The sequence below is a fragment of the Luteimonas abyssi genome (genome assembly GCF_001482195.1).
In the GTDB taxonomy this organism is placed as follows: Bacteria; Pseudomonadota; Gammaproteobacteria; order Xanthomonadales; family Xanthomonadaceae; genus Luteimonas; species Luteimonas abyssi.
In genome coordinates, this window is the sequence record NZ_KQ759763.1 from 2,163,033 (window position 1) to 2,185,100 (window position 22,068).

Annotated in this window: 21 protein-coding genes, 2 tRNA genes and 1 pseudogene; 9 read left to right on the top strand and 15 right to left on the bottom strand. The window is 65.9% G+C overall.

What is annotated here, in order from left to right; all coding sequences use genetic code 11:
* Nucleotides 1–50: 50 nt before the first annotated feature.
* The 13 genes from RG19_RS09095 to RG19_RS09155 form a co-directional block, all read right to left on the bottom strand.
* A tRNA-Cys gene (locus RG19_RS09095) sits at nt 51–124 on the bottom strand.
* 82 nt (nt 125–206) lie between these two features.
* A tRNA-Gly gene (locus RG19_RS09100) sits at nt 207–282 on the bottom strand.
* Between the two features lie 36 nt (nt 283–318).
* Nucleotides 319–927: a CDP-diacylglycerol--glycerol-3-phosphate 3-phosphatidyltransferase gene (pgsA, locus tag RG19_RS09105; RefSeq protein ID WP_058835000.1), complete on the bottom strand. Its 609-nt coding sequence runs from the start codon at nt 925–927 to the stop codon at nt 319–321.
* 24 nt (nt 928–951) lie between these two features.
* Nucleotides 952–3,084, bottom strand: a complete 2,133-nt coding sequence (gene uvrC, locus RG19_RS09110; protein WP_058835001.1) for an excinuclease ABC subunit UvrC — start codon at nt 3,082–3,084, stop codon at nt 952–954.
* Between the two features lie 7 nt (nt 3,085–3,091).
* A complete protein-coding gene (locus RG19_RS09115; protein WP_058835002.1) occupies nt 3,092–4,516 on the bottom strand; it encodes a redoxin domain-containing protein in 1,425 nt (474 codons plus the stop codon).
* Nucleotides 4,517–4,562: 46 nt separating this feature from the next.
* Nucleotides 4,563–5,045 carry a low molecular weight protein-tyrosine-phosphatase gene (locus tag RG19_RS09120; RefSeq protein ID WP_058836518.1) on the bottom strand — a complete coding sequence of 161 codons (483 nt, stop codon included), beginning with the start codon at nt 5,043–5,045 and terminating at the stop codon, nt 4,563–4,565.
* Nucleotides 5,038–5,826 carry a 3-deoxy-manno-octulosonate cytidylyltransferase gene (kdsB, locus tag RG19_RS09125; protein ID WP_058835003.1) on the bottom strand — a complete coding sequence of 263 codons (789 nt, stop codon included), beginning with the start codon at nt 5,824–5,826 and terminating at the stop codon, nt 5,038–5,040. Before kdsB ends, RG19_RS09120 begins: the two co-directional genes overlap by 8 nt.
* Before the next feature lie 50 nt (nt 5,827–5,876).
* Nucleotides 5,877–6,890 (bottom strand): tetraacyldisaccharide 4'-kinase, encoded by a 1,014-nt coding sequence (gene lpxK, locus RG19_RS09130; RefSeq protein ID WP_058835004.1) that lies wholly within the window; start codon nt 6,888–6,890, stop codon nt 5,877–5,879.
* Nucleotides 6,887–8,656, bottom strand: coding sequence for a lipid A export permease/ATP-binding protein MsbA (gene msbA, locus RG19_RS09135; protein ID WP_058835005.1), 1,770 nt, complete (start codon nt 8,654–8,656; stop codon nt 6,887–6,889). Before msbA ends, lpxK begins: the two co-directional genes overlap by 4 nt.
* Entirely contained in the window at nt 8,656–9,093 is a 438-nt protein-coding gene (locus tag RG19_RS09140) for an ExbD/TolR family protein (protein WP_058835006.1), read from the bottom strand. The genes msbA and RG19_RS09140 overlap by 1 nt, the downstream gene beginning before the upstream one ends.
* 7 nt (nt 9,094–9,100) lie before the next feature.
* Nucleotides 9,101–9,772 carry a MotA/TolQ/ExbB proton channel family protein gene (locus tag RG19_RS09145; RefSeq protein WP_058835007.1) on the bottom strand — a complete coding sequence of 224 codons (672 nt, stop codon included), beginning with the start codon at nt 9,770–9,772 and terminating at the stop codon, nt 9,101–9,103.
* Between the two features lie 192 nt (nt 9,773–9,964).
* Nucleotides 9,965–12,328 (bottom strand): DNA internalization-related competence protein ComEC/Rec2, encoded by a 2,364-nt coding sequence (locus RG19_RS09150; RefSeq protein ID WP_338037915.1) that lies wholly within the window; start codon nt 12,326–12,328, stop codon nt 9,965–9,967.
* Nucleotides 12,325–13,275: an integron integrase gene (locus RG19_RS09155; RefSeq protein ID WP_082672576.1), complete on the bottom strand. Its 951-nt coding sequence runs from the start codon at nt 13,273–13,275 to the stop codon at nt 12,325–12,327. The genes RG19_RS09150 and RG19_RS09155 overlap by 4 nt, the downstream gene beginning before the upstream one ends.
* A 247-nt stretch (nt 13,276–13,522) precedes the next feature.
* Here RG19_RS09155 and RG19_RS17590 point away from each other — a divergent pair, with 247 nt between their 5' ends.
* From RG19_RS17590 to RG19_RS17615, 7 genes are all read left to right on the top strand, one after another.
* Complete coding sequence (locus tag RG19_RS17590) at nt 13,523–13,783, top strand: hypothetical protein (protein ID WP_157515215.1); 261 nt, start codon at nt 13,523–13,525, stop codon at nt 13,781–13,783.
* Nucleotides 13,784–13,940: 157 nt separating this feature from the next.
* A complete protein-coding gene (locus RG19_RS17595) occupies nt 13,941–14,228 on the top strand; it encodes a hypothetical protein (protein ID WP_157515216.1) in 288 nt (95 codons plus the stop codon).
* A 470-nt stretch (nt 14,229–14,698) separates the two neighbouring features.
* Nucleotides 14,699–15,025, top strand: coding sequence for a hypothetical protein (locus tag RG19_RS17600; RefSeq protein ID WP_157515217.1), 327 nt, complete (start codon nt 14,699–14,701; stop codon nt 15,023–15,025).
* Nucleotides 15,026–16,005: 980 nt separating this feature from the next.
* A complete protein-coding gene (locus RG19_RS17605; RefSeq protein ID WP_157515218.1) occupies nt 16,006–16,746 on the top strand; it encodes a hypothetical protein in 741 nt (246 codons plus the stop codon).
* 291 nt (nt 16,747–17,037) lie between these two features.
* A complete protein-coding gene (locus tag RG19_RS09160) occupies nt 17,038–17,499 on the top strand; it encodes a DUF4265 domain-containing protein (RefSeq protein ID WP_058835008.1) in 462 nt (153 codons plus the stop codon).
* Between the two features lie 69 nt (nt 17,500–17,568).
* On the top strand, nt 17,569–17,787 hold the full coding sequence (locus tag RG19_RS17610; protein ID WP_157515219.1) for a hypothetical protein: 219 nt from the start codon (nt 17,569–17,571) through the stop codon (nt 17,785–17,787).
* 54 nt (nt 17,788–17,841) lie between these two features.
* Complete coding sequence (locus tag RG19_RS17615) at nt 17,842–18,438, top strand: hypothetical protein (RefSeq protein WP_157515220.1); 597 nt, start codon at nt 17,842–17,844, stop codon at nt 18,436–18,438.
* A gap of 662 nt (nt 18,439–19,100) precedes the next feature.
* On the opposite strand, the gene RG19_RS09165 is transcribed toward RG19_RS17615, so the two are convergent.
* Nucleotides 19,101–20,030 (bottom strand): IS110 family transposase, encoded by a 930-nt coding sequence (locus RG19_RS09165; protein ID WP_058835009.1) that lies wholly within the window; start codon nt 20,028–20,030, stop codon nt 19,101–19,103.
* A 236-nt stretch (nt 20,031–20,266) separates the two neighbouring features.
* Here RG19_RS09165 and RG19_RS17620 point away from each other — a divergent pair, with 236 nt between their 5' ends.
* Nucleotides 20,267–20,512 (top strand): hypothetical protein, encoded by a 246-nt coding sequence (locus RG19_RS17620; protein ID WP_157515221.1) that lies wholly within the window; start codon nt 20,267–20,269, stop codon nt 20,510–20,512.
* Between the two features lie 68 nt (nt 20,513–20,580).
* On the opposite strand, the pseudogene RG19_RS18210 reads toward RG19_RS17620, so the two are convergent.
* Nucleotides 20,581–20,712 (bottom strand): annotated as a pseudogene (locus RG19_RS18210) (IS110 family transposase); the annotation flags it as partial.
* 601 nt (nt 20,713–21,313) lie between these two features.
* Between RG19_RS18210 and RG19_RS09170 the strand changes: the two are divergent.
* Entirely contained in the window at nt 21,314–21,994 is a 681-nt protein-coding gene (locus RG19_RS09170) for an XAC0095 family protein (RefSeq protein ID WP_157515222.1), read from the top strand.
* Nucleotides 21,995–22,068: the final 74 nt, after the last annotated feature.

The window sequence follows — 22,068 nt, forward strand, 5'->3', positions numbered from 1 at the left end:
GCGCCCGTCGGCCAGACAAGAAAAAACCCCGGATATACCGGGGTCTGATCTGGAGGCCTGGGTCGGAATCGAACCGGCGTACGCGGATTTGCAGTCCGCTGCATGACCACTCTGCCACCAGGCCGGTGACGCTGCGGGATTCTACCGGAAAACCGATCGATCCCCCTGATACGACAAGACCCCGCGGACGGGGTCTTGTCTGAATCTGGAGCGGGAAAAGGGGCTCGAACCCTCGACCTCAACCTTGGCAAGGTTGCGCTCTACCAACTGAGCTATTCCCGCGGTGGAGGCGAAATTCTAACGTCACTTACGGTGGTGTCAACCACTTTTTTTCTCGCCCTTCATCAGGGCCGGCCAGGCGGCCCGCAGGTACTGCAGACCCGACCACAACGTGAGCAGCGCCGCGACCGCCAACAGCCAGTCGCCGATGTGGAACACGAACTCGCCCATCCACGGCTGCGCACGCGTGGCGGCATACGGCGTCTCCGGCGTGACCGAGTACAGCAGGCACAGCAGCGCGATCATCTGCACCACCGTCTTGAACTTGCCGATCGCCTGCACCCGCACCGTGGCGCGTTGCCCGAGCTCGGCCATCCACTCGCGCAACGCCGACACCGCGATCTCGCGGCCGACGATCACCGCCGCCCAGAACGCCATCCACGGCGTGGGATGCCCCTGCACGATCAGGAACAGCGCCACCGCCACCATCAACTTGTCGGCGACCGGATCCAGGAACGCGCCGAACGCGGAGTACTGGTGGTACCGCCGCGCGATCCAGCCGTCGAGCCAGTCGGTGATCGCGGCCAGGCCGAAGATCGCGGCGGTGGCGAAGTTGGTCCACGCGAACGGGAGGTAGAACACCACCACCAGCAACGGGATCATCAGGATCCGCGCGAGGGTGAGCCAGGTGGGAATGGTGAGCGTCATGGGGGATCGCGATGGGGGAAGGCGTCAGGAAGCGGAATCGAGGCCGTGCAGGCTGTCGTAGATGCGTCGCGCCAGCGCGGCGTTGACGCCGTCGACCTGGGCGATCTCCTCGGCGCCGGCGGCCTTGAGGCCGGCGAGTCCGCCGAAATGCCGCAACAGGTTAGCGCGTCTGCGCGGTCCGATGCCGGGAATGTCTTCCAGCCGGCTCACGCTGCGTGCCTTCTGGCGGCGGCCGCGGTGCCCGGTGATCGCGAAGCGGTGGGCTTCGTCGCGCACCTGCTGGACCAGCTGCAGCCCCGCCGAATCCGGACCGGGACGAATCTCGCGCCCGTCGGGCAGCAGCAGCGCCTCGTGCCCGGCGCGGCGCGCTTCGCCCTTGGCCACGCCGACCAGCATCACGCCGCTGATGCCCAGCGCCTGCAGCACATCGCGCGCCTGCGCGACCTGGCCGGCACCGCCGTCGATCAGCAGCACATCGGGCAGGATCGCATCGGCGCGCGCCACCCGCGGCGACTTGCCGGCGCCGCGAGCCCGCGCGCGGGCGGATCGATCGGGACGGCCGCCCGTGACGGCCGTCTCGCCCTGTTGCGCGTCCGCATCACCCGCCCCTCCCGTCCCGTCCGAGCCGGCCGGCGCACCGGTGTCGTCCGCACCCGATCCGGCAGCGGCGCCGGAGCCGACCGCCGCCGCGCCCGCAGCGTTGCCGGCGGCGTCGCCCGCCGCCGCACCCTTGTCGGCGTCCGCGTCCGACGGCACCAGGCCGAGGGCGATCGCCGCACGCCGGAACCGTCGCGTCAGCGCCTGGTGCATGGCCGCGTAATCGTCGCCGGGGGTGACGTCGGTGATGTTGTAGCGCCGGTACTGCCCGCGCACCGGGCCTTCGCCGTCGAACACCACGCACGAGGCCACCGTGGCCTCGCCCATGGTGTGGCTGATGTCGAAGCATTCGATACGCTGCGGCGCGGTGTCGAGCCCCAGCAGTTCGCGCAACGCTTCCAGGCGCGCGGCCTGCGCGGACTGGCTGTCGATCCGCGCGGCCAGCGCCATGCCCGCATTGCGACGCGCCAGGTCCACGTAACCGGCGCGCTCGCTGCGCACGCTGGTCTTGATCTGCACGCGACGACCGGCGGCCAGCGAGAACGCCTCCTGCAGCAGCGGAACATCCTCGATCGCCCGGTCGAGCACGATCTCGCGCGGCGGCGTCTGCTCGGCGTAGTACTGCGAGACGAACGCGGCCAGCACCTCGGCCGGATCGTCGCTGCCGGCGGTCTTGGGGAAGAACGCGCGGGTGCCGAGATTGCGGCCGTCGCGGAAGGCCAGCAGCAGCACGCAGGCCTGGGTGCCCTGCATCGCCACCGCCAGCACGTCGAGATCGGCGATGTTGCCGTCGACGTACTGCCGCGCCTGCAGTCCGCGGATGGTGGCGAGCAGATCGCGCAGCGCGGCGGCGCGCTCGAATTCGAGGTCGGCCGAGGCCTGCTCCATCGCCTGGGCGAGCTCCTCGTTGAGCTCGCCGCTGCGGCCGTCCAGAAACAGCGTCGCCCGGCGCACCGCCTGTGCGTAGTCGTCGGCATCCACCATGCCCACGCACGGCGCGCTGCACCGGCCGATCTGGAACTGCAGGCAGGGGCGCGAACGGTTGCGGAACACGCTGTCCTCGCAGCTGCGCAGGCGGAACAGCTTGTGCATCACGTTGAGCGTTTCGCGCACGCTGCTGGCGCTGGGGTACGGACCGAAGTAGCGGCCGGGAATCCCGCGCGGCCCGCGGTGGAAGGCGAGGCGCGGCCAGTCCTGCTGGGTCAGCAACACGTACGGGTAGCTCTTGTCGTCGCGCAGCATCACGTTGTAGCGCGGCTTGAGCGACTTGATCAGCTGGTTCTCGAGCAGCAGCGCCTCGGCTTCGGTGCGCGTCGCGGTGACCTCGATGTCCGCGATCTGCGCCACCATCGCCATGATCCGCGTCGGCTTGGGCGTGGCGCTGAAGTAGTTGGCCACGCGCTTGCGCAGCGACGCCGCCTTGCCCACATACAGCACCGCGCCGTCGGCGGCGAGCATGCGGTAGACGCCGGGCGCCGTGCTCAGCGTGGCGACGAACGCCTTGCCGTCGAAGCCGTCGTCGCCGCGACCGCCCTCGGAACCGGACCTGCGCGGACTCATCCGCCGCTCATTCCCCGATCGGGATGTGGCTCATCCCGCCGTTGGCCGTGTCCAGGCGCAGGACCGCGTGCGCATCGGTGTCGGCGATCCAGACGATGCCGTTGCCGACCGCCAGGCCCGAAGGCGCGTGCAGCGGCCGCGGCAACTCGAACGTCCCCAGTTCGCCGCCGCCCAGGCGCAGCACGCGCAGCGCGTCGTTGCCGCTGTCGGCGATCCACAGGCGTGGCGCATCCGGATCCAGCGCGATGGCCTGCGGCTGCTGCAGGCGCGCATCGGCCCGCTGGCCGTCGGCACGGCCGAAGTCCCACACGCCCTGCCCGATCAGGGTCTGCACCTGACGCGTGCGCACATTGATGCTGCGGACCGCCGACCCGGCCGCATCGCACACGTAGACCATCTGCTGCACGGCCGCCAGCGACACCGGCTCGGCGAAGCCGGCCGCCTCGCCGATGCCGTCGGTCACCTCCAACGCTCCGGAGCCCGCCAGCAGCGAGAGTTCGCGACGGCCCAGGTCGATGTCCCAGATCCGGTTGTCGCCGGCGGTGGCGACGAACAGACGCCCCGCGGCCAGGGCGATCGAGCGCGGCTGGTCGAGCACGATCGCGCGCGCGTCCTGGATCGCACCCGCGGCGGGTGTGCCGGGCCGGCCGGCACCGCACACGGTGTCCACGTCGCCGGTCCGCAGCTGGATCCTGCGCACGGCGTGATTGCCGCTGTCGGCCACGTACAGCGTGTCGCGCTCGACCGCGATGCCGTGCGGGCGGTTGAATGCGGCCAGTTCCATCGGCCCATCGATGAACCCGGGGCCGCCGCTGCCGAACTGGCGCAGCACACGGCCGCCGAGATCGCATTCCAGCACCCGGTGATGATTGCTGTCGACCACGTAGAGATAACGGCCCAGCAAGGCGATGCCGACCGGGAAGCGCAGCGGCAGGCCGGGCTCGTTGCCGCGCCGCAGGGCGATCGGGCGTGCGTTGTGCGACCGCGGCACCCGGGCCGCGATCAGCGCCGCCACCCGCGCGTCGAGGTCGCGGATCGGGCCGTCGCCGACGACGCGCTCGCAGATCCTGCCCTCGCCGTCGATCAGCAGGACAGTCGGCCAGGCGTCGACGCCGAACTGCTGCCAGGCGGCCCAGTCGCTGTCGTGGGCGATCGGGAAATCGAACTTCTGTCGGCGCAGGCGCCGGCCCGCGCGACGCGCATCGCGCTCGTGGTCGAACTTGGGCACGTGTACCGCGACCACGTTCAGGCGCTCGCCGTGGCGCGCATGCAGATGCGCCAGATCGTTGAGCCGCTGGGTGCTCCACGCCGAGCCCGCGTTGATGAACGCCAGCGCGCACACCTTGCCGCGCAACTGCGCCATGCGCACCGGCTCGGTGGTGTTCAGCCAGTCGAGACTGGCCGGAAACTCTGGGGCGAGAGGGGCGTCCATGGACGATCCGGGGCGACGGTGTCGGGATTATGCGGCAAAGCCGCACTCAATCCCGGCCGCCGCGCAGCCGCCGCACGGCCCCGAGCGCGGCGGCGTCCACCACCTGCCAGACCGCCTCGAAATGGGTGTCGTCACCGGTGTAGGGATCGGGGATGGCGCCGTCGCCCAAGCGCGTGCCCGCCCAGTCGGTCAACAGGGCGATGCCCGCCGTGGCCGCGGCCGGACGGCGTGCGCGCACGTCGGCGAGATTCTGCAGGTCGGCGCACAGCAGCCAGTCGAAATCGGTGTAGTCGGCCGGCGCCAGCTGGCGTCCACGCAACGTCTCGAGGTCGACGCCGTATCGCGCCGCGGTGGCGATCGCACGGGCGTCCGGCGCCTGCCCGACATGCCAGTCGCCGGTGCCCGCCGAGTCCACATCGACGTGATCGAGACCGGCCTCGGCCAGCCGGTGGCGCAGCGCGCCCTCGGCCATCGGCGAACGGCAGATGTTGCCCAGACAGACCACCAGCAGGCGTACCGGCTCAGCCATCGGCATGGCCCGCGGCCAGAATGCGTTCCGCCCGGGCGAGATCGTCCGGGGTGTCGATGCCGGGCGGGAACGGCGCCGGCGTCAGGCCGACCGCGATGCGATGCCCGGCCTCCAGCACCCGCAGCTGTTCCAGCGCCTCGACCTGTTCCAGCGCGCCCGGCGCCAGCGTGGTGAACGTGCGCAGGAAGCCGGCGCGGTAGCCGTAGATGCCGATGTGCCGCAACCAGGCATGGCCCGTGGGCAACGCGTTGCGGTCGCGTATGAAGGCATCGCGCGGCCAGGGCACCGGCGCGCGGCTGAAATACAGCGCATCGCCGTTGGCGGCACGCACGAGCTTCACCGCGTTGGCGTCGAACAGGGTTTCGACATCGTCGAACGGCGCCGCGAGCGTGCTCATCGGCGCCCCGCTGTCGGCCACCAGCGCGGCGACGGCGCGGATGCCGTCGGCGGGTGCGAACGGCTCGTCGCCCTGCAGGTTCACCACGATAGTGTCGTCGGACCAGCCGGCGATGTCGGCGCATTCGGCCAGGCGATCGGTGCCGGACGCGTGGTCGGCCCGGGTCATGGCGACCTTCACCGGGGCGTCGGTCAGGACATCGGCCAGTATCTCCGCAATCCGCGTGTCGTCGGTCGCCACCCACACCGCGTCGGCGCCGGCCGCGAGCGCACGCCGCGCGACGTGGGCCACCAACGGATCGCCGCCGAGCGGCTGCAGCGGCTTGCCGGGCAGACGGGTGGACGCGTAGCGGGCGGGAATGGCGACGACGAAAGAAGGCGACATGCCCGCATTCTGACATGCACGACATGAGCCCGCGCCGACGCCCATCCCAGTCAGCGCGCGTCGCCTCCGGGGTGGCGCAACCGGTCCAGCAGCGCGACCCAGAACGCTTCCGGCAGCTGCGCATCCGCGGGCACGCTGAAATGGCGCTCGGTGGCGAAGGCGGCGCACTTCACCGCATCCTTCTCGGTCATCAGCACCGGCAGGTCGCTGCCGAACTGCAGGTCCTCGGTCACGAACCGGTGATGGTCCGGAAACGCATGCGGCACCACCGCGATCCCGTGCGCGCGCAGCGAGGCGAAGAAGCGCTCCGGATCGCCGATGCCGGCGACCGCATGCACGCGACGTCCGGAAAACGCGGACAACCCGATCGCCCGCACGCCGACCAGCGGCAGCGCACGCTGCGTGCTCAGGCGCATCGGCCATTGGCCGAAGCCGGCATCGTCCGGCGCATCCGCACCGGTGTTGAGCACCCGGAAATCGACCTCCGCAGCACGTGTCTCCGGCTCGCGCAGCGGACCCGCCGGGATCAGCCGGCCATTGCCGTAGCCGCGACGGCCGTCGATCACCTCGATCTCCAGATCGCGGCGCAGCCGGTAGTGCTGCAGGCCGTCGTCGCAGACCACGACATCGCAGCCCGCGGCCGCCAGCGCGCGGGCGGCCGCGGCTCGGTCGCGGTCCACGCGCACCCGCACACCGGTGCGGCGTGCGATCAGCAGCGGCTCGTCGCCGGCGCGGGCCACCGGCGTGCCGGCGTCCACCCACTGCGCGCCATCGCCCTGCTCGCGTCCGTAGCCGCGGCTGGCCACGCCGGGTGTGAAGCCGGCCTCGCGCAGCCGCTCGACCAGGGCGATCGTCAGCGGCGTCTTGCCGCTGCCGCCGGCGATGAGATTGCCGATCACGATCACCGGCACATCCACCGCGATCCGCCGCCGCAGGCCGCGCCGGTACAGACCGCGACGCAGCGCGATCGCCGCACCGTAGACGCGGGCCAGCAGACGCGCCCACCACGGCGATGCGGCGCCGTCGAACCACCAGCGCGGGGGCGTGCGGGCGGCGCGGCTCATGCGTCGCCGTCGCGGAACTGCATGCGGTGCAGGTGCGCGTACAGGCCGCCCTGTTCCAGCAACTCGGCGTGGGTGCCCTGCTCCACCAGCTTGCCGTGGTCGAGCACCAGCACCTGGTCGGCGTGTTCGATGGTCGACAGGCGATGCGCGATGACCAGCGTGGTGCGGTCGGGCATCAAACGCTCCAGCGCGTCCTGCACCAGGCGTTCGGACTCGGTGTCGAGCGCGGCGGTAGCCTCGTCGAGAATCAGGATCGGGGCATCGCGCAGGATCGCGCGTGCGATCGCCAGGCGCTGGCGCTGGCCGCCCGACAGCCGCGAACCGTTCTCGCCGATGGTCGCTTCCATCTTCTGCGGCAAGCGCTCGATGAACTCCCAGGCGTTCGCGCTCTCGGCCGCGGCGCGCAGCTGCTCCGGCGTCGCCTCGGCCGCATAGGCGATGTTGGCGCCGACGCTGTCGTCGAACAGCATCACCCGCTGCCCGACCAGGGCGATCTGCCGGCGCAGGTCGGCCAGGTGGAAGTCGTCGAGCGGTACGCCATCGAGGGTGATGCGGCCGCTGGTGGGCTCGTAGAAACGCGGCACCAGCCGCACCAGGCTGGTCTTGCCGCTGCCGGAGCGGCCGACGATGGCCGTCACCGTGCCCGGCTTCGCCGAGAAGCTGATGTCCTCCAGCGCGACGTGCCCGCCGTCGCGCTCGTAGCGCAGGCCGACGCCTTCGAAGCGCAGTTCGCCGCGGGCGCGGTCGAGCCGGCGCTGGCCGGCGTCGCGTTCCTCCTCGGCATCGAGGATCGCGAAGATGCGCTCGGCCGCCGCCACGCCGCGGCCGATCACGCTCTGCACGTTGGTGATCCGCCGCAACGACGGGATGATGCCCATCATCGCGGTCATCAGCTGCACGAACTGGCCGGGCGTGAGCGCATCGTCGAGCGCCTCGCGGGTGGCGACCCAGATGATCGCCGCGAGCGCGCACGCGGCGAAGATCTGCACCAGCGCCGAGGCGACGGCACGGGTCGTCTCGACTTTCATGTTCAGGCGCAGCACGCGGTTGGTCAGCGTGGAGTAGCGCGCCTGCTCGAAGCCCTGCGCGCCGTAGACCTTGACGTCCTGCTGCGCAGCCAGGGATTGCTCCGCACTCTGCGCCAGATCGCCCATGCCGGTCTGGATGCCGGAACTGATGCGCCGGTAACGGCGGCCCACCGTCCACACCAGCACGCCGATCAGCGGCACCACGACGATCATCGCCATGGTCACCTTGGCGCTGGTGTAGAGCATCAGGCCGAGCAGGAACAGGATGGTCAAGCCATCGGCCACCAGCACCTTGAGCGCATCGGTGCTGGCCTGGGCGACCTGCTCGGTGTCGAAGTTCAGCCGGCTGACCATCGCCGGCACGGCTTCGTCGTCGAAGCGTGCGCTCGGCAGGCGCAGGTACTTGCCCAGCACCAGTTCGCGCAGGTCGCGCACCACGCTGCGGCCGGTGCGGGCCATGCCGTAGTCGGTGCAGAACGTCGCCGCACCGCGCATCAGGAACAGGCCGACGATGGCCAGCGGCAGCCACACCGCCGCCCACGGCTGCGGATCCACGAAGCCGTCGTCGGTCAACGGGCCCATCAGGTAGACGAAGGCGCCGCCGGCGATGGCCTCGATGACCATGCCGATCATGGCGATGACCAGCAGCGGCCAGTAACGCATCGCGTAGCCGAGCAGGCGCTTGTAGATCGGCCACGCCGCCGGCGTGTCGTTCGGGGTCGGGGTCGGGGCGGCCATCAGCGGGCGGCGGCCACGGTGCCGGCGTCGGGCGCCGTCGCCACCGAGATCTGGCGGAAGCCGAGCTGGCCCAGCGCGTCCATCGCGGTCACCACCGCCTGGTGTGGCGTCCGCGCATCGGCGCGCAGCAACACCGGGCGCGCGCGGTCGTCGCCGGCCACCTCGTGGATGGTGCGCTTGAGCGATTCGACATCGGTGCGCAGCGCCTCGCGGTCGTCGATGAAGTAGCGGCCGTCGGCATTGACCAGCACGCTCAGCGCGTGGGTCTGGCTCTCGGACGGGGCGGCGCTGGCCTGCGGCAGCTCCAGTTGCATCACCGAGCGCGCATCGAAGGTGGTGGTGATCACGAAGAAGATGATGAGCACCAGGATGACGTCGATCAACGGCACCAGGTTCAGCTCCGGCTCGTCGGACGCGCGGCGGTCGCGGATGCGCACGGCCGGATCAGCCCTGCACCGCGAACTCGGCGTCGCCCGACGGCGCGCCGGGCGCCTGCGGCGCCACGCCGCGACGGCCGCGCGGGTCGATCACGTCCATCAGCCGGATCGCCTCGCGCTCCATCTCGATCACGTAGCCGTCGATGCGGGCTCGGAAATGACGGTGGAACATCAGCGCCGGCACCGCCACGATCATGCCGGTGGCCGCGCACACCAGCGCCTTGCCGATGCCGCCGGCCAGCTGGTTCACGTCGCCCACGCCGTAGTCCATCACCCCCAAAAACATCTGGATCATGCCGACCACGGTGCCGAACAGGCCCAGCAGCGGACCGGCGGCGGCGATCGTGCCCAACGCGTTCAGATAGCGCTCCATGTCGTGCACCTGGTGGCGGCCGACATCCTCGACCCGCTCGCGGATCTCCTCGCGCGGCCGGTTGCGCACATCCAGCGCGGCGGCCAGCAGCGCGCCCAGCGGCGCGGTGCGGCGCAGCGATTCGATGTGCGCGGGATCCAACCGGCCCCGGGCCGCCCAGGCGCGGACCTCGTCGCCCAGGCCCTGCGGCAGCACCGCCTTGCGGCGCAGCGCCCAGCAGCGCTCGACGATGATCGCCAGGCCCACCGCCGACATCAGCAACAGCGGAATCATCGGCCAACCGCCGGCCTTGACCAGTTCCAGCACGCGCGTTCCCCCGGCCCCGGCCGGGCCGCCTTCGAAAACAGGGCGCTAGGATAGCCGCAGCGGCCCGCAGACGCATGAGGTCGCGTGAAGAGTGGACGCCCCACACCGCTGCGGCCACGCGGTGCCCGGCCACCCGCGCAGGCCGGTTTCACACGCGACTCGCAAGCGACGAAGTATCCGCGCCCGTCGCGGTCAGTCCGGCGCCCCTGAGGCCGCCGCCACCCGGCGCCGCGCGGCATCCCAGATCCTCGGATGGGTCTCCCGCCGCCCGGTCACCTGCACGCCCTCGTTCCCCAACCGCACCCGCACCGCGCCGCCGGCCGCGGTGCCGTGCACCCGCGCGCCGGCGCCTTCCCAGCGCACCACCACGGCCGGCTGCGGATGCTGGAACCGGTTGCCGTACCCGGCCGACACCAGCGCATGCGCGGCCCCCGTGGCCGCGACGAAGACCGGGTCCGACGACGACCCGCTGCCGTGGTGCGCCGCGACCACCACCTCGGCCCGCACGCCCTGCGGATGCGCGCGCGCCAGCTCCCGCTCGACCACAGCCCCGATGTCCCCGGTCAGCAACGCGGCGCCATGCGCCCCCGCGACGCGCAGCACGCAGCTGGCGTCGTTGCGGAAATCCGGAAAATGCGCCGCCGGATGCAGGAACTCGAACGCGACGCCATCGATCTGCCAGGCATCGCCGGCCAGACACGGCAAGGCGCCCTCGAGCCCCGCATGCTCCGGCGCGAACACCGGCACACCGGGAAACCGCCGCTGCAGCGCCGGGAAACCGCCGGCGTGGTCGAGATCGGCGTGGCTGACCACCATCGCGTCCAGCCGCCGCACGCCCAGCGCGTGCAGCGCCGGCACCACCACCCGCTCGCCCGCGTCGTAGCCGTCGGGCACGGCCGGCCCCATGTCGTACAGCACCGCATGCGTCCGGGTGCGCACGAGCACCGACAGGCCCTGCCCCACGTCCAGCATCACCAGTTCCGCCTCGCCCTCACCGGGCAACTGCCGGTCCGGCCACAGCAGCGGCAACCACAGCAGCAGGGCCAACGGCTTGCCGGGCAGCCCGCGCGGCAGCAGACACCAGACCGCCGCCGTCACCGCCAGCGGCAGCGCGAACCACCGCGATTCCGGCAACCACCACAAGGCCAGCGGGCTGTCGGCCAGGCGCCCGAACAGCGACCAGCTCAGGTCGAAACACCACGCCGCCAGACGCCAGGCCGGATCGCCCCATCCCGTGTGCGCCGCCTCCAGGCCGGTGCCGATCAGCGCCAGCGGCACCACCACCAGGCTCCACCACGGGATCGCGACCAGGTTCGCCAACGGCCCGGCCAGCGACGCCTGCCCGAACAGCACCACCGTCAGCGGCAGCAGCCCCAACGTCGCCACCCACTGCGCACGCAGAAACCCGCCGACCAGGCCGACCTCGCGCGCGTCCGGCAGGCACCACACCAGCCAGGCCACACCGGCGAAACTCAGCCAGAACCCCGCCGTGAGCAGCGACAGCGGATCCACCAGCACCACCGCGATCGCGGCCAGCCCGAGCGCGCCGCCCACGTCCAGCGGACGCCGCCCCAGGCGTGCCGCCATCGCCACGCCGATCATCAACACCGTGCGCACCGTCGGCAGTTCCCACCCCGCCACCGCGGCGTAGAACAGCGCCCCGGCGAACGCCACCACCGCCGCCGCCTGCGGCCGCGGCAGCCAGCGCCCGAGCGGCGGCCACAGCCGCCAGACGCCTGCGGCCAGCAACGCGAAAAAACCCGCCACCAGCCCGACATGAAAGCCGGAGATCGCGATCAGGTGCGTCAGCCCGGTGGCGCGCAGCGCCTCCCAGTCGCGCTCGTCCAGCCCGCGCGTATCGCCCAGCGCCAACGCCCGCACATAACGCGACGACGCCCCGGGCACCATCGCCTCGATGCGCCCCGCCACCCGCGCGCGCCACGCATCGATGCCGCGACCGTCGGCCGTTCGCACAAAGGCCTCCCCGTCGCGGACATAGCCGATCGCCGAGAGCCGCCCCGCGAACGCGGACTTCTCGCCATCGAACCAGCCCGGATTGCGCAGCCCACGCGGCGCCCGCACCCGCGCAGTGAACGTCCAGCGCGTCCCGGCCTCGATCGCATGCCGCTCGGACGCCTCGCCGCCCCAGCCGTCGTACCACGCCAGCCGCAGCAACCGGCCGCGCAGCGGCTCAGGCACGGCGGCGTCGCGGTCGACCCGGAACAGGAACCGGCTCCGCGCGTCCTCATGATCGGGCAGCCCCACTACGCGGCCGGACAGCGGCACGTCGGTGCGCTCCAGGGCGAGCGGCAGTTGCAACGCCAGCACCAGCGTCGCATGCAGCCCCGCCACCGCCATGCCGACCAACCCGGCACCCACCACCCGGACGAGACCGCCCCGCCACCCCAGCAGCAGGCCGAGCGCGAGGCATGCCACCCACACCGGCCACGGCGGCAAGCCCGGTAACAGCAGCGTCGCCATCGCCCCCGCCACCAGCGCCGCGGCGACCGCGATGCCCAGCGGCGCCACCTCGATCCGTGTCCGCCGGGAACTCACGGCACGGCGTCCAGAGGACTCACGACCCCACGCCCGCCGCGATTCAATACATGGGTGTAGATCTGCGTCGTCGCGACATCCTGATGGCCGAGCAACTCCTGGATCGTGCGCAGGTCGTAGCCCGCTTCCAGCAGGTGCGTAGCGAACGAATGCCGCAAGGTGTGGCAGGTCGCCGGCTTAACCACCCCGGCCCGCACGCGCGCCGCACGCACCGCCCGCTGCACCACCGCTTCGTCGAGATGATGACGGCGAACGGCACCATCGCGTGGATCGCGAGAACGACGCCGGGCCGGAAACACGTACTGCCACCCTCGTTCCGTTGCCGCGCCGGGATACTTGCGCGCCAACGCCGCGGGCAACCAGACCGCGCCGAAGCCGGCCTCCAGATCCAACGCGTGCAGTCCGGCTGCATGGGCGATGGCATCCTGCAGCGGCACGGTCAGGCGCCCCGGCAACGGCACGCGCCGGTCCTTCCCGCCCTTCCCCTCCCGCACCAGAATCTCGTGCGCGGCAAAGTCCACATCCTTCACCCGCACGCGCATCGCCTCCATCACCCGCATGCCGGTGCCGTACATCAGCGCCGCCGCCAGCCAGGTGCGTCCGTCCATCATCGCCAGCACCCGGGCGACCTCGTCGCGCGTCAGCACCACTGGCAGCCGCCGCGGCCGTTTCGCGCGCACGACCTCGGCCATCCACGGCAACTCGACGCCCAGCACCTCGCGATACAGAAACAACAGCGCCGCCAGCGCCTGGTTCTGCGTACCGGCGGCGACCCGTCCCTCGACCGCCAGACGGGTGAGAAATACCGCGACCTCGGCCTCACCCATTTCGCGCGGGTGCCGTTTGCCGTTGGCCAGAATGAAGCGGCGGATCCAGCCGACGTACGCCCGCTCCGTCCGCAGGCTGTAATGCCTGACCCGCAGTCGCGCCCGCACCTCGTCCAGCAACCGCGGTGCACGGGCTCTGCCTTGGATAGAAGCCGTTACCGCCCCATCGTCGCCTGATAACACGTCGCGCCTCCATGCGCCTGATAACGCATGCAGCCTGCGGGCGACCAACCGCCCTGCGCCAGCCGGCAACCCACTGATTCGGTGTAGGAATTTCCCTATAGCGCGAGCACCGGGACACCGGCATACTCCGGCTCAACACCCCATTTTTGGGGGCTAATAGTAGTTAGATCTTCTGGGAGAATTCATGGCGAGTTCTGAAAACCATGGTGCTAAAGGGCGGCTTGATCTTCAGCGCCACTGGACTGAAACAAGTAGCACTCACGTTGAGACGTTCAATGACATCTGGCTTGAACCGGGGAGCGATGGAAAGAGCGTTGTTCTTGTACACGCCCACGGACAAAAGAACTTCATCAAGAGCTCGGACACGGACTATCGTGAGGACAGGTTCTCCCTGTCGGCTGAGAAGCTAAGCTCGCTTATTCAGCAGCACGGCAAGAAGATCTAACAATTCATTCAAGCCGAACCCGCTTCGCGGGTCGGCTTAATTCAGGCGTTAGCACTCAAGAATGGGGTTCACGGCATTCAAAAGAGAGCGGCGGGTAAGGCGGGTGCTTCGCTCCCTCGCCGGGCAGCGCGTTGTCGCTGTTCTTCAACCAGGAAGCGTGTGGCTCATCGAGAATGCACCAGAGCTCCCCGGCAAAGAGGAGGCGATCACCACTTGCCTTATGCGCGGCTGGGTTGAGGTGCTTCAGGACGCAGTGCCAAAAGGCCAGTTGGGCCCGGACGGTCTGCCAGATCGCAACGATCCGTTCAAAGGACACGGCACCATCTATCGCATCACGGACTCTGGGTGGGCTGTGATCAATCGCACCCATACTTGGGTCATGGCTACATTCGCAGTGTCTTTGCTTGCACTTGTAGCAGTTGTTCTGCAAATGTGGCAGCAATGAGTGCTAACAATTCATTCAAGCCGAACCCGCTTCGCGGGTCGGCTTAATTCAAGCGTTAGGCTGTGAAGAAATATCGGGCAACCATAGACGAGCAAGTGATAGAGGCATGGGCCGCCAAGACCGCGCGCTTCAATCGAAGCTATGGTCGCGCTCAGGTGATTCTTTTCATCGCGCTCCTAGGAGCCGTTGTTTGCCTGCTTTATGCGCCCTCTTCTTTGCTCACAGTACTGGCATTCTTTCTTGGATTCGCCCTGGTTGTCCTACAACTGCATGCAAAAGCAAATCTCTTGTGCCCAAACTGCAATAGGCCTCCGGATGGGCACTTTGCGCGTGGCACCGCCGAAGATTCGGACATGTGCGTTCACTGTTATTACTGGTTGCGTCGGCCTTGGCCCAAGAGTGAGAGTTAGGCCTAACAATTCATTCAAGCCGACACCGCTTCGCGGCGCGGCTTAATTCAGGCGTTAGACATGTTCAGGACACATCTTCGCTGCCCGCACTGCCGTAGCGAAATCTCGCTTGAAGAGGCGAGATCTACTATTCCTGCTATCCCTTTACCGGGGCAAAGCACCACACTCAAGAAGGTTTCTCTGGTGTATACCGTTTGCCCGAAGTGCAGGCGTGACTTCCAGGTCAAAGGAGAGCGACTAGCAGCCTTCGTCATTCTTGTTGTTGTGTTCCTGCTCCTTGGAGTCAGCTTCTTTGTAGATTCTTTGATTCCGCTCGCACTTGCCGCAGCCACATTGATCTTCCAGAAAAAGATCATGCAGACTCTTATCCGGGCAGCACATGCCTAACAATTCATTCAAGCCGACGCCGCTTCGCGGCGCGGCTTAATTCAGGCGTTAGGCCGCAGAACCATGTCCGATCAACTTCGCCATCTCAACCGCGCCCACTTGGACGGCCAGTCTAAGTACACCTACTTTCTTCTTGCGGCCACAGGTGCGGCACTTGGCTACGCGCTACAGAAAATTGACGGTTCCACTTTCCACTGGACAGTATATTTCGGCCTTACGGCGGTGGGCTGTTGGCTATTTAGCTTCCTGCTCGGTTGCATGCATCTCACAAGCATACAGTCCGCTATTGGAAAGAACTTTGAGTACGTGCAGTTTCGGGAAGGATCGCATCCTATTCAACGAATGCAGCCTCAAGTTACTGCAATGGCCTGCGAAGCGCTTCTCGAGGGAATGCATCGCGCAAACAGCCGGGCTCATAGAGCATACCAATGGCAATTTAGGTTTCTCGCTTTAGGGGTTCTCTCATTTGTCGCGTGGCGCGTATTGGTTCTTCTTGGGCATGGCGCGTCAGCGGCCTAACAATTCATTCAAGCCGACGCCGCTTCGCGGCGCGGCTTAATTCAGGCGTTAGGCTTGCAGAGAAACAACGATGCGACTGCCAGTTCAAATAGCCCTTGTTGCTGCTTTATCGCTTACTGCCGGCTGCTCCGACGTCGATAAAGACTATTTTCCTTACAAAATGACAGGGTTAGATTCGTGGCTTCACGATCCTGCTACTGGCGAAGATTATTTGACAGGGTTTACCGCTGCCAGCTATAGGGACCGACAGAGCGCCCTCAACTCATGCGCCGCTCAAGCAGCTACAGCTGCGGCTGCACGGCGACTTGATGATTGGGGCTATATTTGCTGCACAGTAACGGAGAAGTCTCAATGTGCAACAAAGGTTCGCTAGTCATAGGCAGCAAGCCTAACAATTCATTCAAGCCGATGCCGCTTCGCGGCACGGCTTAATTCAGGCGTTAGCTGCCTCAGGGGGATTCATGCCAGCTTTTGCAGTCGGGGATAGGGTCTATGTGCCATGCCTACTTGTGCCAGAGCTTGAAAATCAGGATACCGCTCTCTACAAGACAAAAATTTCATCTGTCAACGCGAATTCCGCGACTGTAGAGCTGCCAGGCGGCGCTGTTTCAAAGGCCATTGGAGTAAGCCGACTTCACTCAGACGTTGGTATTCTCATCATCAACATCGGCGACTTCGTAAGCGAGTCTGCGCTACTTGATCCACTATCAAAATCGGTCTTGCAGTTCTGTCGCCTGCTCGTTCCGGACGATCAGGTTGCTGCCGTAAAAGTCCGCAGCGTTGCTGAGCTGAAAGCCTACTGGAGTAAGAACCACAAAGCTTACACACACATTATCCTTGTCGGACATGGAGACAAGGACGGGCTCGGCTTTGGCGTGGATGGTGACGTTGATCTTCCAGCTCTAGATGACACCTTCAAAGACCGTGGCGCAAAGTCAAAATCATTCATATCTTTATGTTGCAAAACAGGTCGCGCAGACTTCGGAAAAAAATTCTCCCAATTCACAATATGTAAAAGTTTGGCGGCGCCATTTCATTCGGTGCATGGTGCGACAGCTTCGCAATTTTGCCAAACCATGCTCACTTGGATGCTGCTTGAGGGAAGAACCACAAAAGTTGCATTCAAGAGCGCACGTGAATCGGTTACCGGCGCTGTCAGTTTTCGCCTCTGGCAAAACGGAACGCTGTCGGCAGGCAGCTAACAATTGATTCAAGCCGACGCCGCTTCGCGGCGCGGCTTAATTCTGGCGTAAGGCGGCAGGCATCTTTTTCGGTGTGGTCATGCGATTGCTTTGGGCACATTGGCTGACGGACACTTGGTTGGGGCTCGATCGGAGAGATCAATTGGCAAGCGCTGCATCGGACGCACTACGTGACATTCAATTGGCTGGCTTGCCAGTAAGGTCGGCGACTTGCTTTGGGCATCGCTGGCCTAACAACTCAATCAAGCCTAACTGGCTTCGCCAGTCGGCTTATTTCGGGCGTTATGCCTCATGAGCAATGACCCGACAGCCAAAGTTCTGTTTCGCGTCCCGGATGATGAGGGCGAAGCGACGGTTGAGACTCTTTGGGCTGTTCCGCTCGGCGGTGACCGATACACGTTGGACAACTCGCCCTTTTATGCTTACGGCGTCTCTTGGCGGGATACAGTCTTTGCGCCCGTTGACCCGCAAGAGGGCTTGCCCACATTCCAGTCGGTTGTTTCAAAGTCTGGCAATCGCACCGTGCGGGTCATCTTTGACCCGCCTGTTGCTCCCGGCAATCACTCAGATCAAGTACTCCAAGGTCTGGTAGCGCTCGGCTGCAGCTATGAGGGCGCCAATCCTAAGTATCTATCGGTCAACATACCGCCCGACGTCGAGTTACAAGAGGTGCGCTCATACCTTGTCCAGCAAGACGCGCAGTGGGAGCATGCAGATCCAACTTATGTGTCGCTATTCCCGGATGAGGTATAACCACTCGTCCAAACCGACGCCGCTTCGCGGCGCGGCTTAACTCAAGCGTTGGGTCGGAGGAGATTATTCATGAGTGACTGGGACGCCACGCTTCAAGACCATCAGGCTGTCGAAGCGGCAGGCTTACATCGAACCTACAAATTAGCTGCATCGACCACCCTTGCTTCTTTGCGCTACCTCCAGCATCTCGGCGCTGAGCTTGAGAAGCCTGTGGATGAGATCACTCGCGAAGAGATTATCGCCGCCTTCAAAGCAGAGGATGTGCGGTTCCGTGGGCCAGCGGCCTAACAATTCATTCAAGCCGATACCGCTTCGCGGCATAGCTTAATTCAAGCGTTAGACATGCCAAGAAAAACTCCTGCGTTGCGAGCTTTGGAAAAGAACATCCTGAAGTTTAGAGCGCTTCAGATTGTCCTGCTGCTGCACCACGTCGAAGCACTTAAATCCTATGTGTTTGGTTCGATTGAGGTGACGGAAAGCATCTTTACAAAGAGCAAGCTTGATTCGCCGCGCCATCAACCCGCGAGTAAGCGAGGTTGGAAAAAGCTGGTGGAGATCGGAATACTCACAGTCGATGAAAGTAATGACATACAAAGTATCATTAGCATCCGGAACGATATAGGGCATCGCGCCCATAACCTCTTCTGTGACATATCTGGCCCGGAGTTCGTACTTGATTCGGACCCTGCGTATGACTATCGCGCACTGCAAAGGCTCAGCGCTTACCGGACCAAGATTGAGTCTGGTATGCGCACGCATTTCGTACAGGAAATCGGCTTTAGAGAGCTGTCCTTTGAACAGGCAGAACTAACACTGCTAGAGGAGTTGCGGCGTCTAGACCGCCGCATTAACAGGCAAATGGAGGCACGCCGCCGACAGATCACGGAGGGCATGCCTAACAACTCATTCAAGCCGACGCCGCTTCGCGGCGCGGCTTAATTCAAGCGTTAGGCCGCACGCCAAATGGATCAGTTAATTCAACTCCTTAGTGCGAACAACGGCGCAGCAGCGGCGGCAGGCGCGATCGCCAGTGCGGTCGCCGCAGCTCTAGCCGCACTGGTTTCTGCCATCTCTGTAGCCATATCAATCTGGGCGGTAATAACCCAAAGAAAACACAATCGCCTCTCAGTGCGGCCCTTGGCGGAAGTTACCGTAGCCGATTACGAGGATTGCTTACGCGTAAAGCTAAGAAACCACGGCGTCGGACCAATGCTAGTCAAGTCGCTTGACGTTACCCATGCAGTAACTACGAAGCAGAGTATCCTGGAGTGGATGCCAGATCTTCCAGGCGGGATATGCTGGAGAAACTTTGCCGGTGCTATTGGCGGAAGGTCATTGGCGCCGGGCGGGGAGATTGTGCTTCTCGAGCTCTGTGGGGACGAGGGGGATCATAGTTTTGCTTCCGCCAGAGACATCATTCGTAGTTCGCTAGCGCCTCTCTCGCTGACGGTGTCTTACACTGATATCTACGATAGAGACATGCCATCTTATGTAAAAGCATTGTCATGGTTCGGTCGCGCAAGTGCGGCCTAACAATTCATTCAAGCCGATGCCGCTTCACGGCACGGCTTAACTCAGCAACTGTCTTGCGCTCCGCCTGTTCAGGCCGCTATCGACGATCCTCCTGCGACGCGCAGTTCGTCCCGTCGCCTGGCATTGACGATCGTCAGTAGCTTCCGCATGCAGGCAATCAGCGCGACCTTTCCGAGTTTTCCGCGCGCTCTGAGTTGCTGGTAGTGCGCACGTATCGTCGGATCCCAGCGCACGGCCGAAAGCGTCGCCATGTAGAGCGCGACGCGGACGGGCGCACGCCCGCCGCGGATGCGGCGTTTGCCGTGCATCTGGCCGCTGTCGCGATTCATCGGTGCGACGCCGACCAGCTTGGCGATCTGGTGCCGCGTGAGCGTGCCGAGTTCGGGCAACAGCGCGAGACTCGTGGCCTGGAAGATCGGCCCCATGCCTTTCGACGACTGCAGTGCTGGCGTCGCGTGCACCTTGAGCAGCGCGCGCATCTCGCGATCGATGGCCGCGAGTTCACGGGTAAGCGCCGCGACCGTACGAGTGATCAGCTTGCGCACCGCAGGCGACGCCAACGCACTCTGCTGCTTCTGCGCCTGCAGCGTGGTCACCACCTGGCCGCGTCGGCGCAGCCAATCCCGCAGCTCGCGCTGCCAGACCGCAGGTGCTTCGTAGCGACGCAAACGATCCGCGAACAGACGCGCGAACAGGCACAAGAGCCGTGCGTCGATCGCGTCCGTCTTCGCCAGCTCGCCGGTCGCACGTGCGAAGTCGCGTGACTGCCGCGGATTGATGCGCGAGATCCAGACGCCGGCGTCGGCACAGGCTTCGAGCAATGCGTCCTCGTAACCGCCGGTCGCCTCGACGGCGATGCGCGCATCACCCACCTCTGCCAAGCGGCGAACCAACCTGCGGATGCCCACGGCGTTATTGGCGAACCGGGCCACGCCGGCCACGCCCTCGATGGCGACATCCAGCGCCGCCTTGCCCACGTCGATGCCTACTGCCGTCATCCCGATTCTCCGCTAGAGTTGGACGGTCGAGAGCATCGCGCCCGGGCCCACGCTTATCGGTACGAGGTTCGCCTCGTGCAACTGTCCGGGCGCAGGGCGCGAGATCCGGCGTGTGGCCCCTGCTGAGTTACGGTGCTGCTACACCGGGGCGTTATCGGGCGCACACGCCGGGCTCTCGGCACCTACAGTAGGGAAACTGGAAGACATGAGGCGTTAGGCATCACAAGGAATAGCTCATGGAACTTATAGATCTACTTAAGGCGTCGCAGAGCGGAGTTTGTGCTTATAAGGAAGGGGATAAGGACTTTAACGACGTAATCCGAATTCTTGACAGTGAAGGAAATGGGCTGTTCAAGAACCCAATCAGAACAATCACCACTGAAAGGGACGGAGAGCTTGGCCGTTGCACAGCAGTCGAGCTAAAAGGCGGTCTCAACACCTTCGGTTTAATGGCACTTGAGAAGCTAACAGGTGATGCCTAACAATTCATTCAAGCCGACGCCGCTTCGCGGCGCGGTTTAACTCAGCAACTGTCTTGCGCTCCGCCTGTTCAGACCGCTATCGACGATCCTGCCGCGACGCGCAGTTCGTCCCGTCGCCTGGCATTGACGATCGTCAGTAGCCTCCGCATGCAGGCAACCAACGCGACCTTTCCGAGTTTTCCGCGCGCCCTGAGTTGCTGCTAGTGCGAACGCATCGTCGGATCCCGCCGCGCCGCCAGATTGGTGTCATGGCGTTGCGCATGCGGCTGGCGTACGGGTTGCATGCCGAGGCGCTGACGGACGTGCTTGCGAGCGGCGATGAAGCGCCCGCGGCGTCTTCGATATGAGAGCGCAATGAGCGTGCGAGGAATTACCGAGCGACGGTGATCGGTGATGGTGCGGATGCGACGCACACCATGCGACCCTCATTGCGTCGGCCTGTACGACCGAAGGGGGGTTCCGGAAGCGAGGTCTTCCGCCTGACCCGCATCTCAGAAAAGTCCTACACGTCGTCGTCCTAAACGTGCCGTTTCCGTGCTTGACGCTCCCGCGCACTCCGTAGCAGACTCGATCCCAAGGAGCGTAGAAACTCCTCTAAGAGCGGTCCCCACCTCCGTCAAACCGGTGGGTTTTTTGTGCCCGTGTACCTGCGGGCATGAACCGACGCGATGTCTGCGTCGGGAGGGCGGCTAATACAACACCCCTCGGGGAAATACGCCCGCCGACTCTTAGCGGTTTCTAACCTCCCGACTTCCCGTCCACACTCGTGGACGGGCACTTCATGGAATGAGGGAGACGACGATGTCGAAGTTCGAGACGGAAGATCGCGGTACGCAGGGTTACTTCCTGCCGGAGGAGAGCCGTGCCCATTTGCACACGCTGCAGCAGCACCTCGCGTCACTGTCGCGCCTGTCGCCGCCGCGTGTGGACGACGAGGCGAACGGCCCGGAGATCGAGGCGCTGACGCTTGCCGGTCGCATGAAGCGGCTCGCCGAGCAGGCGCAGGAGGTGCTGGACGCGATGGTCGGGCCGGTGCGGTTGCAGGCGGACGGGCGAGCGGTGGTGGTCGAGACGGCGAGCGGCCCTGGTGACGATCCAGATGGGGACGCGCTCACCCGGCACGCCGAATCCGAGGCTGCCCAGGCCGACGACTTCAGGTTCGGCATGACGATGGATCAGCTGGACGAAGCCAACCGGCTGCTCGATCTGCTGGGGGCGCAAGGGGATCTGCTGATGGCCAGTGGCGGCGGCGATCTCGCGGACGGCACCGTCGTCGTGATCGGCGCGGCGATCTTCGACGGCGCGGACGCCATGAAGGACATGATCCATGAGATCGAATCGCAGCGGCTCGCAGCGAAGGCAGGCACCGGCAAGCGGGTACGGGAGGTGCCGGCCGGGTACGACCTCAACGCTGTGGCCTCGCCTGTGCAGCGGGAGCGGGTGCGGGCCGTCGTGGAACCTGGCGCGGCAAGCGTGCATTGAGCCCGGCGTCAGGCGCAGCGCGGCACGGTCGCGTTGCGCCTGCGCCTCAACTTGCGCCGTTGAGGCCGGCCGCC

Excerpts from the sequence above, each read along its gene's own strand:
- RG19_RS17615 (WP_157515220.1), top strand. The coding sequence starts at position 17,842 with ATGCCAAGAAAAACTCCTGCGTTGCGAGCTTTGGAAAAGAACATCCTG.
- RG19_RS17600 (WP_157515217.1), top strand. The coding sequence starts at position 14,699 with ATGTTCAGGACACATCTTCGCTGCCCGCACTGCCGTAGCGAAATCTCG.
- RG19_RS09165 (WP_058835009.1), bottom strand. The coding sequence starts at position 20,030 with ATGACGGCAGTAGGCATCGACGTGGGCAAGGCGGCGCTGGATGTCGCC.
- RG19_RS09120 (WP_058836518.1), bottom strand. The coding sequence starts at position 5,045 with ATGGCTGAGCCGGTACGCCTGCTGGTGGTCTGTCTGGGCAACATCTGC.
- RG19_RS09160 (WP_058835008.1), top strand. The coding sequence starts at position 17,038 with ATGAGCAATGACCCGACAGCCAAAGTTCTGTTTCGCGTCCCGGATGAT.
- RG19_RS17610 (WP_157515219.1), top strand. The coding sequence starts at position 17,569 with ATGAGTGACTGGGACGCCACGCTTCAAGACCATCAGGCTGTCGAAGCG.
- RG19_RS17605 (WP_157515218.1), top strand. The coding sequence starts at position 16,006 with ATGCCAGCTTTTGCAGTCGGGGATAGGGTCTATGTGCCATGCCTACTT.
- uvrC (WP_058835001.1), bottom strand. The coding sequence starts at position 3,084 with ATGAGTCCGCGCAGGTCCGGTTCCGAGGGCGGTCGCGGCGACGACGGC.
- RG19_RS09115 (WP_058835002.1), bottom strand. The coding sequence starts at position 4,516 with ATGGACGCCCCTCTCGCCCCAGAGTTTCCGGCCAGTCTCGACTGGCTG.
- lpxK (WP_058835004.1), bottom strand. The coding sequence starts at position 6,890 with ATGAGCCGCGCCGCCCGCACGCCCCCGCGCTGGTGGTTCGACGGCGCC.
- kdsB (WP_058835003.1), bottom strand. The coding sequence starts at position 5,826 with ATGTCGCCTTCTTTCGTCGTCGCCATTCCCGCCCGCTACGCGTCCACC.
- RG19_RS09170 (WP_157515222.1), top strand. The coding sequence starts at position 21,314 with ATGTCGAAGTTCGAGACGGAAGATCGCGGTACGCAGGGTTACTTCCTG.
- pgsA (WP_058835000.1), bottom strand. The coding sequence starts at position 927 with ATGACGCTCACCATTCCCACCTGGCTCACCCTCGCGCGGATCCTGATG.
- RG19_RS17620 (WP_157515221.1), top strand. The coding sequence starts at position 20,267 with ATGGAACTTATAGATCTACTTAAGGCGTCGCAGAGCGGAGTTTGTGCT.
- msbA (WP_058835005.1), bottom strand. The coding sequence starts at position 8,656 with ATGGCCGCCCCGACCCCGACCCCGAACGACACGCCGGCGGCGTGGCCG.
- RG19_RS17590 (WP_157515215.1), top strand. The coding sequence starts at position 13,523 with ATGGCGAGTTCTGAAAACCATGGTGCTAAAGGGCGGCTTGATCTTCAG.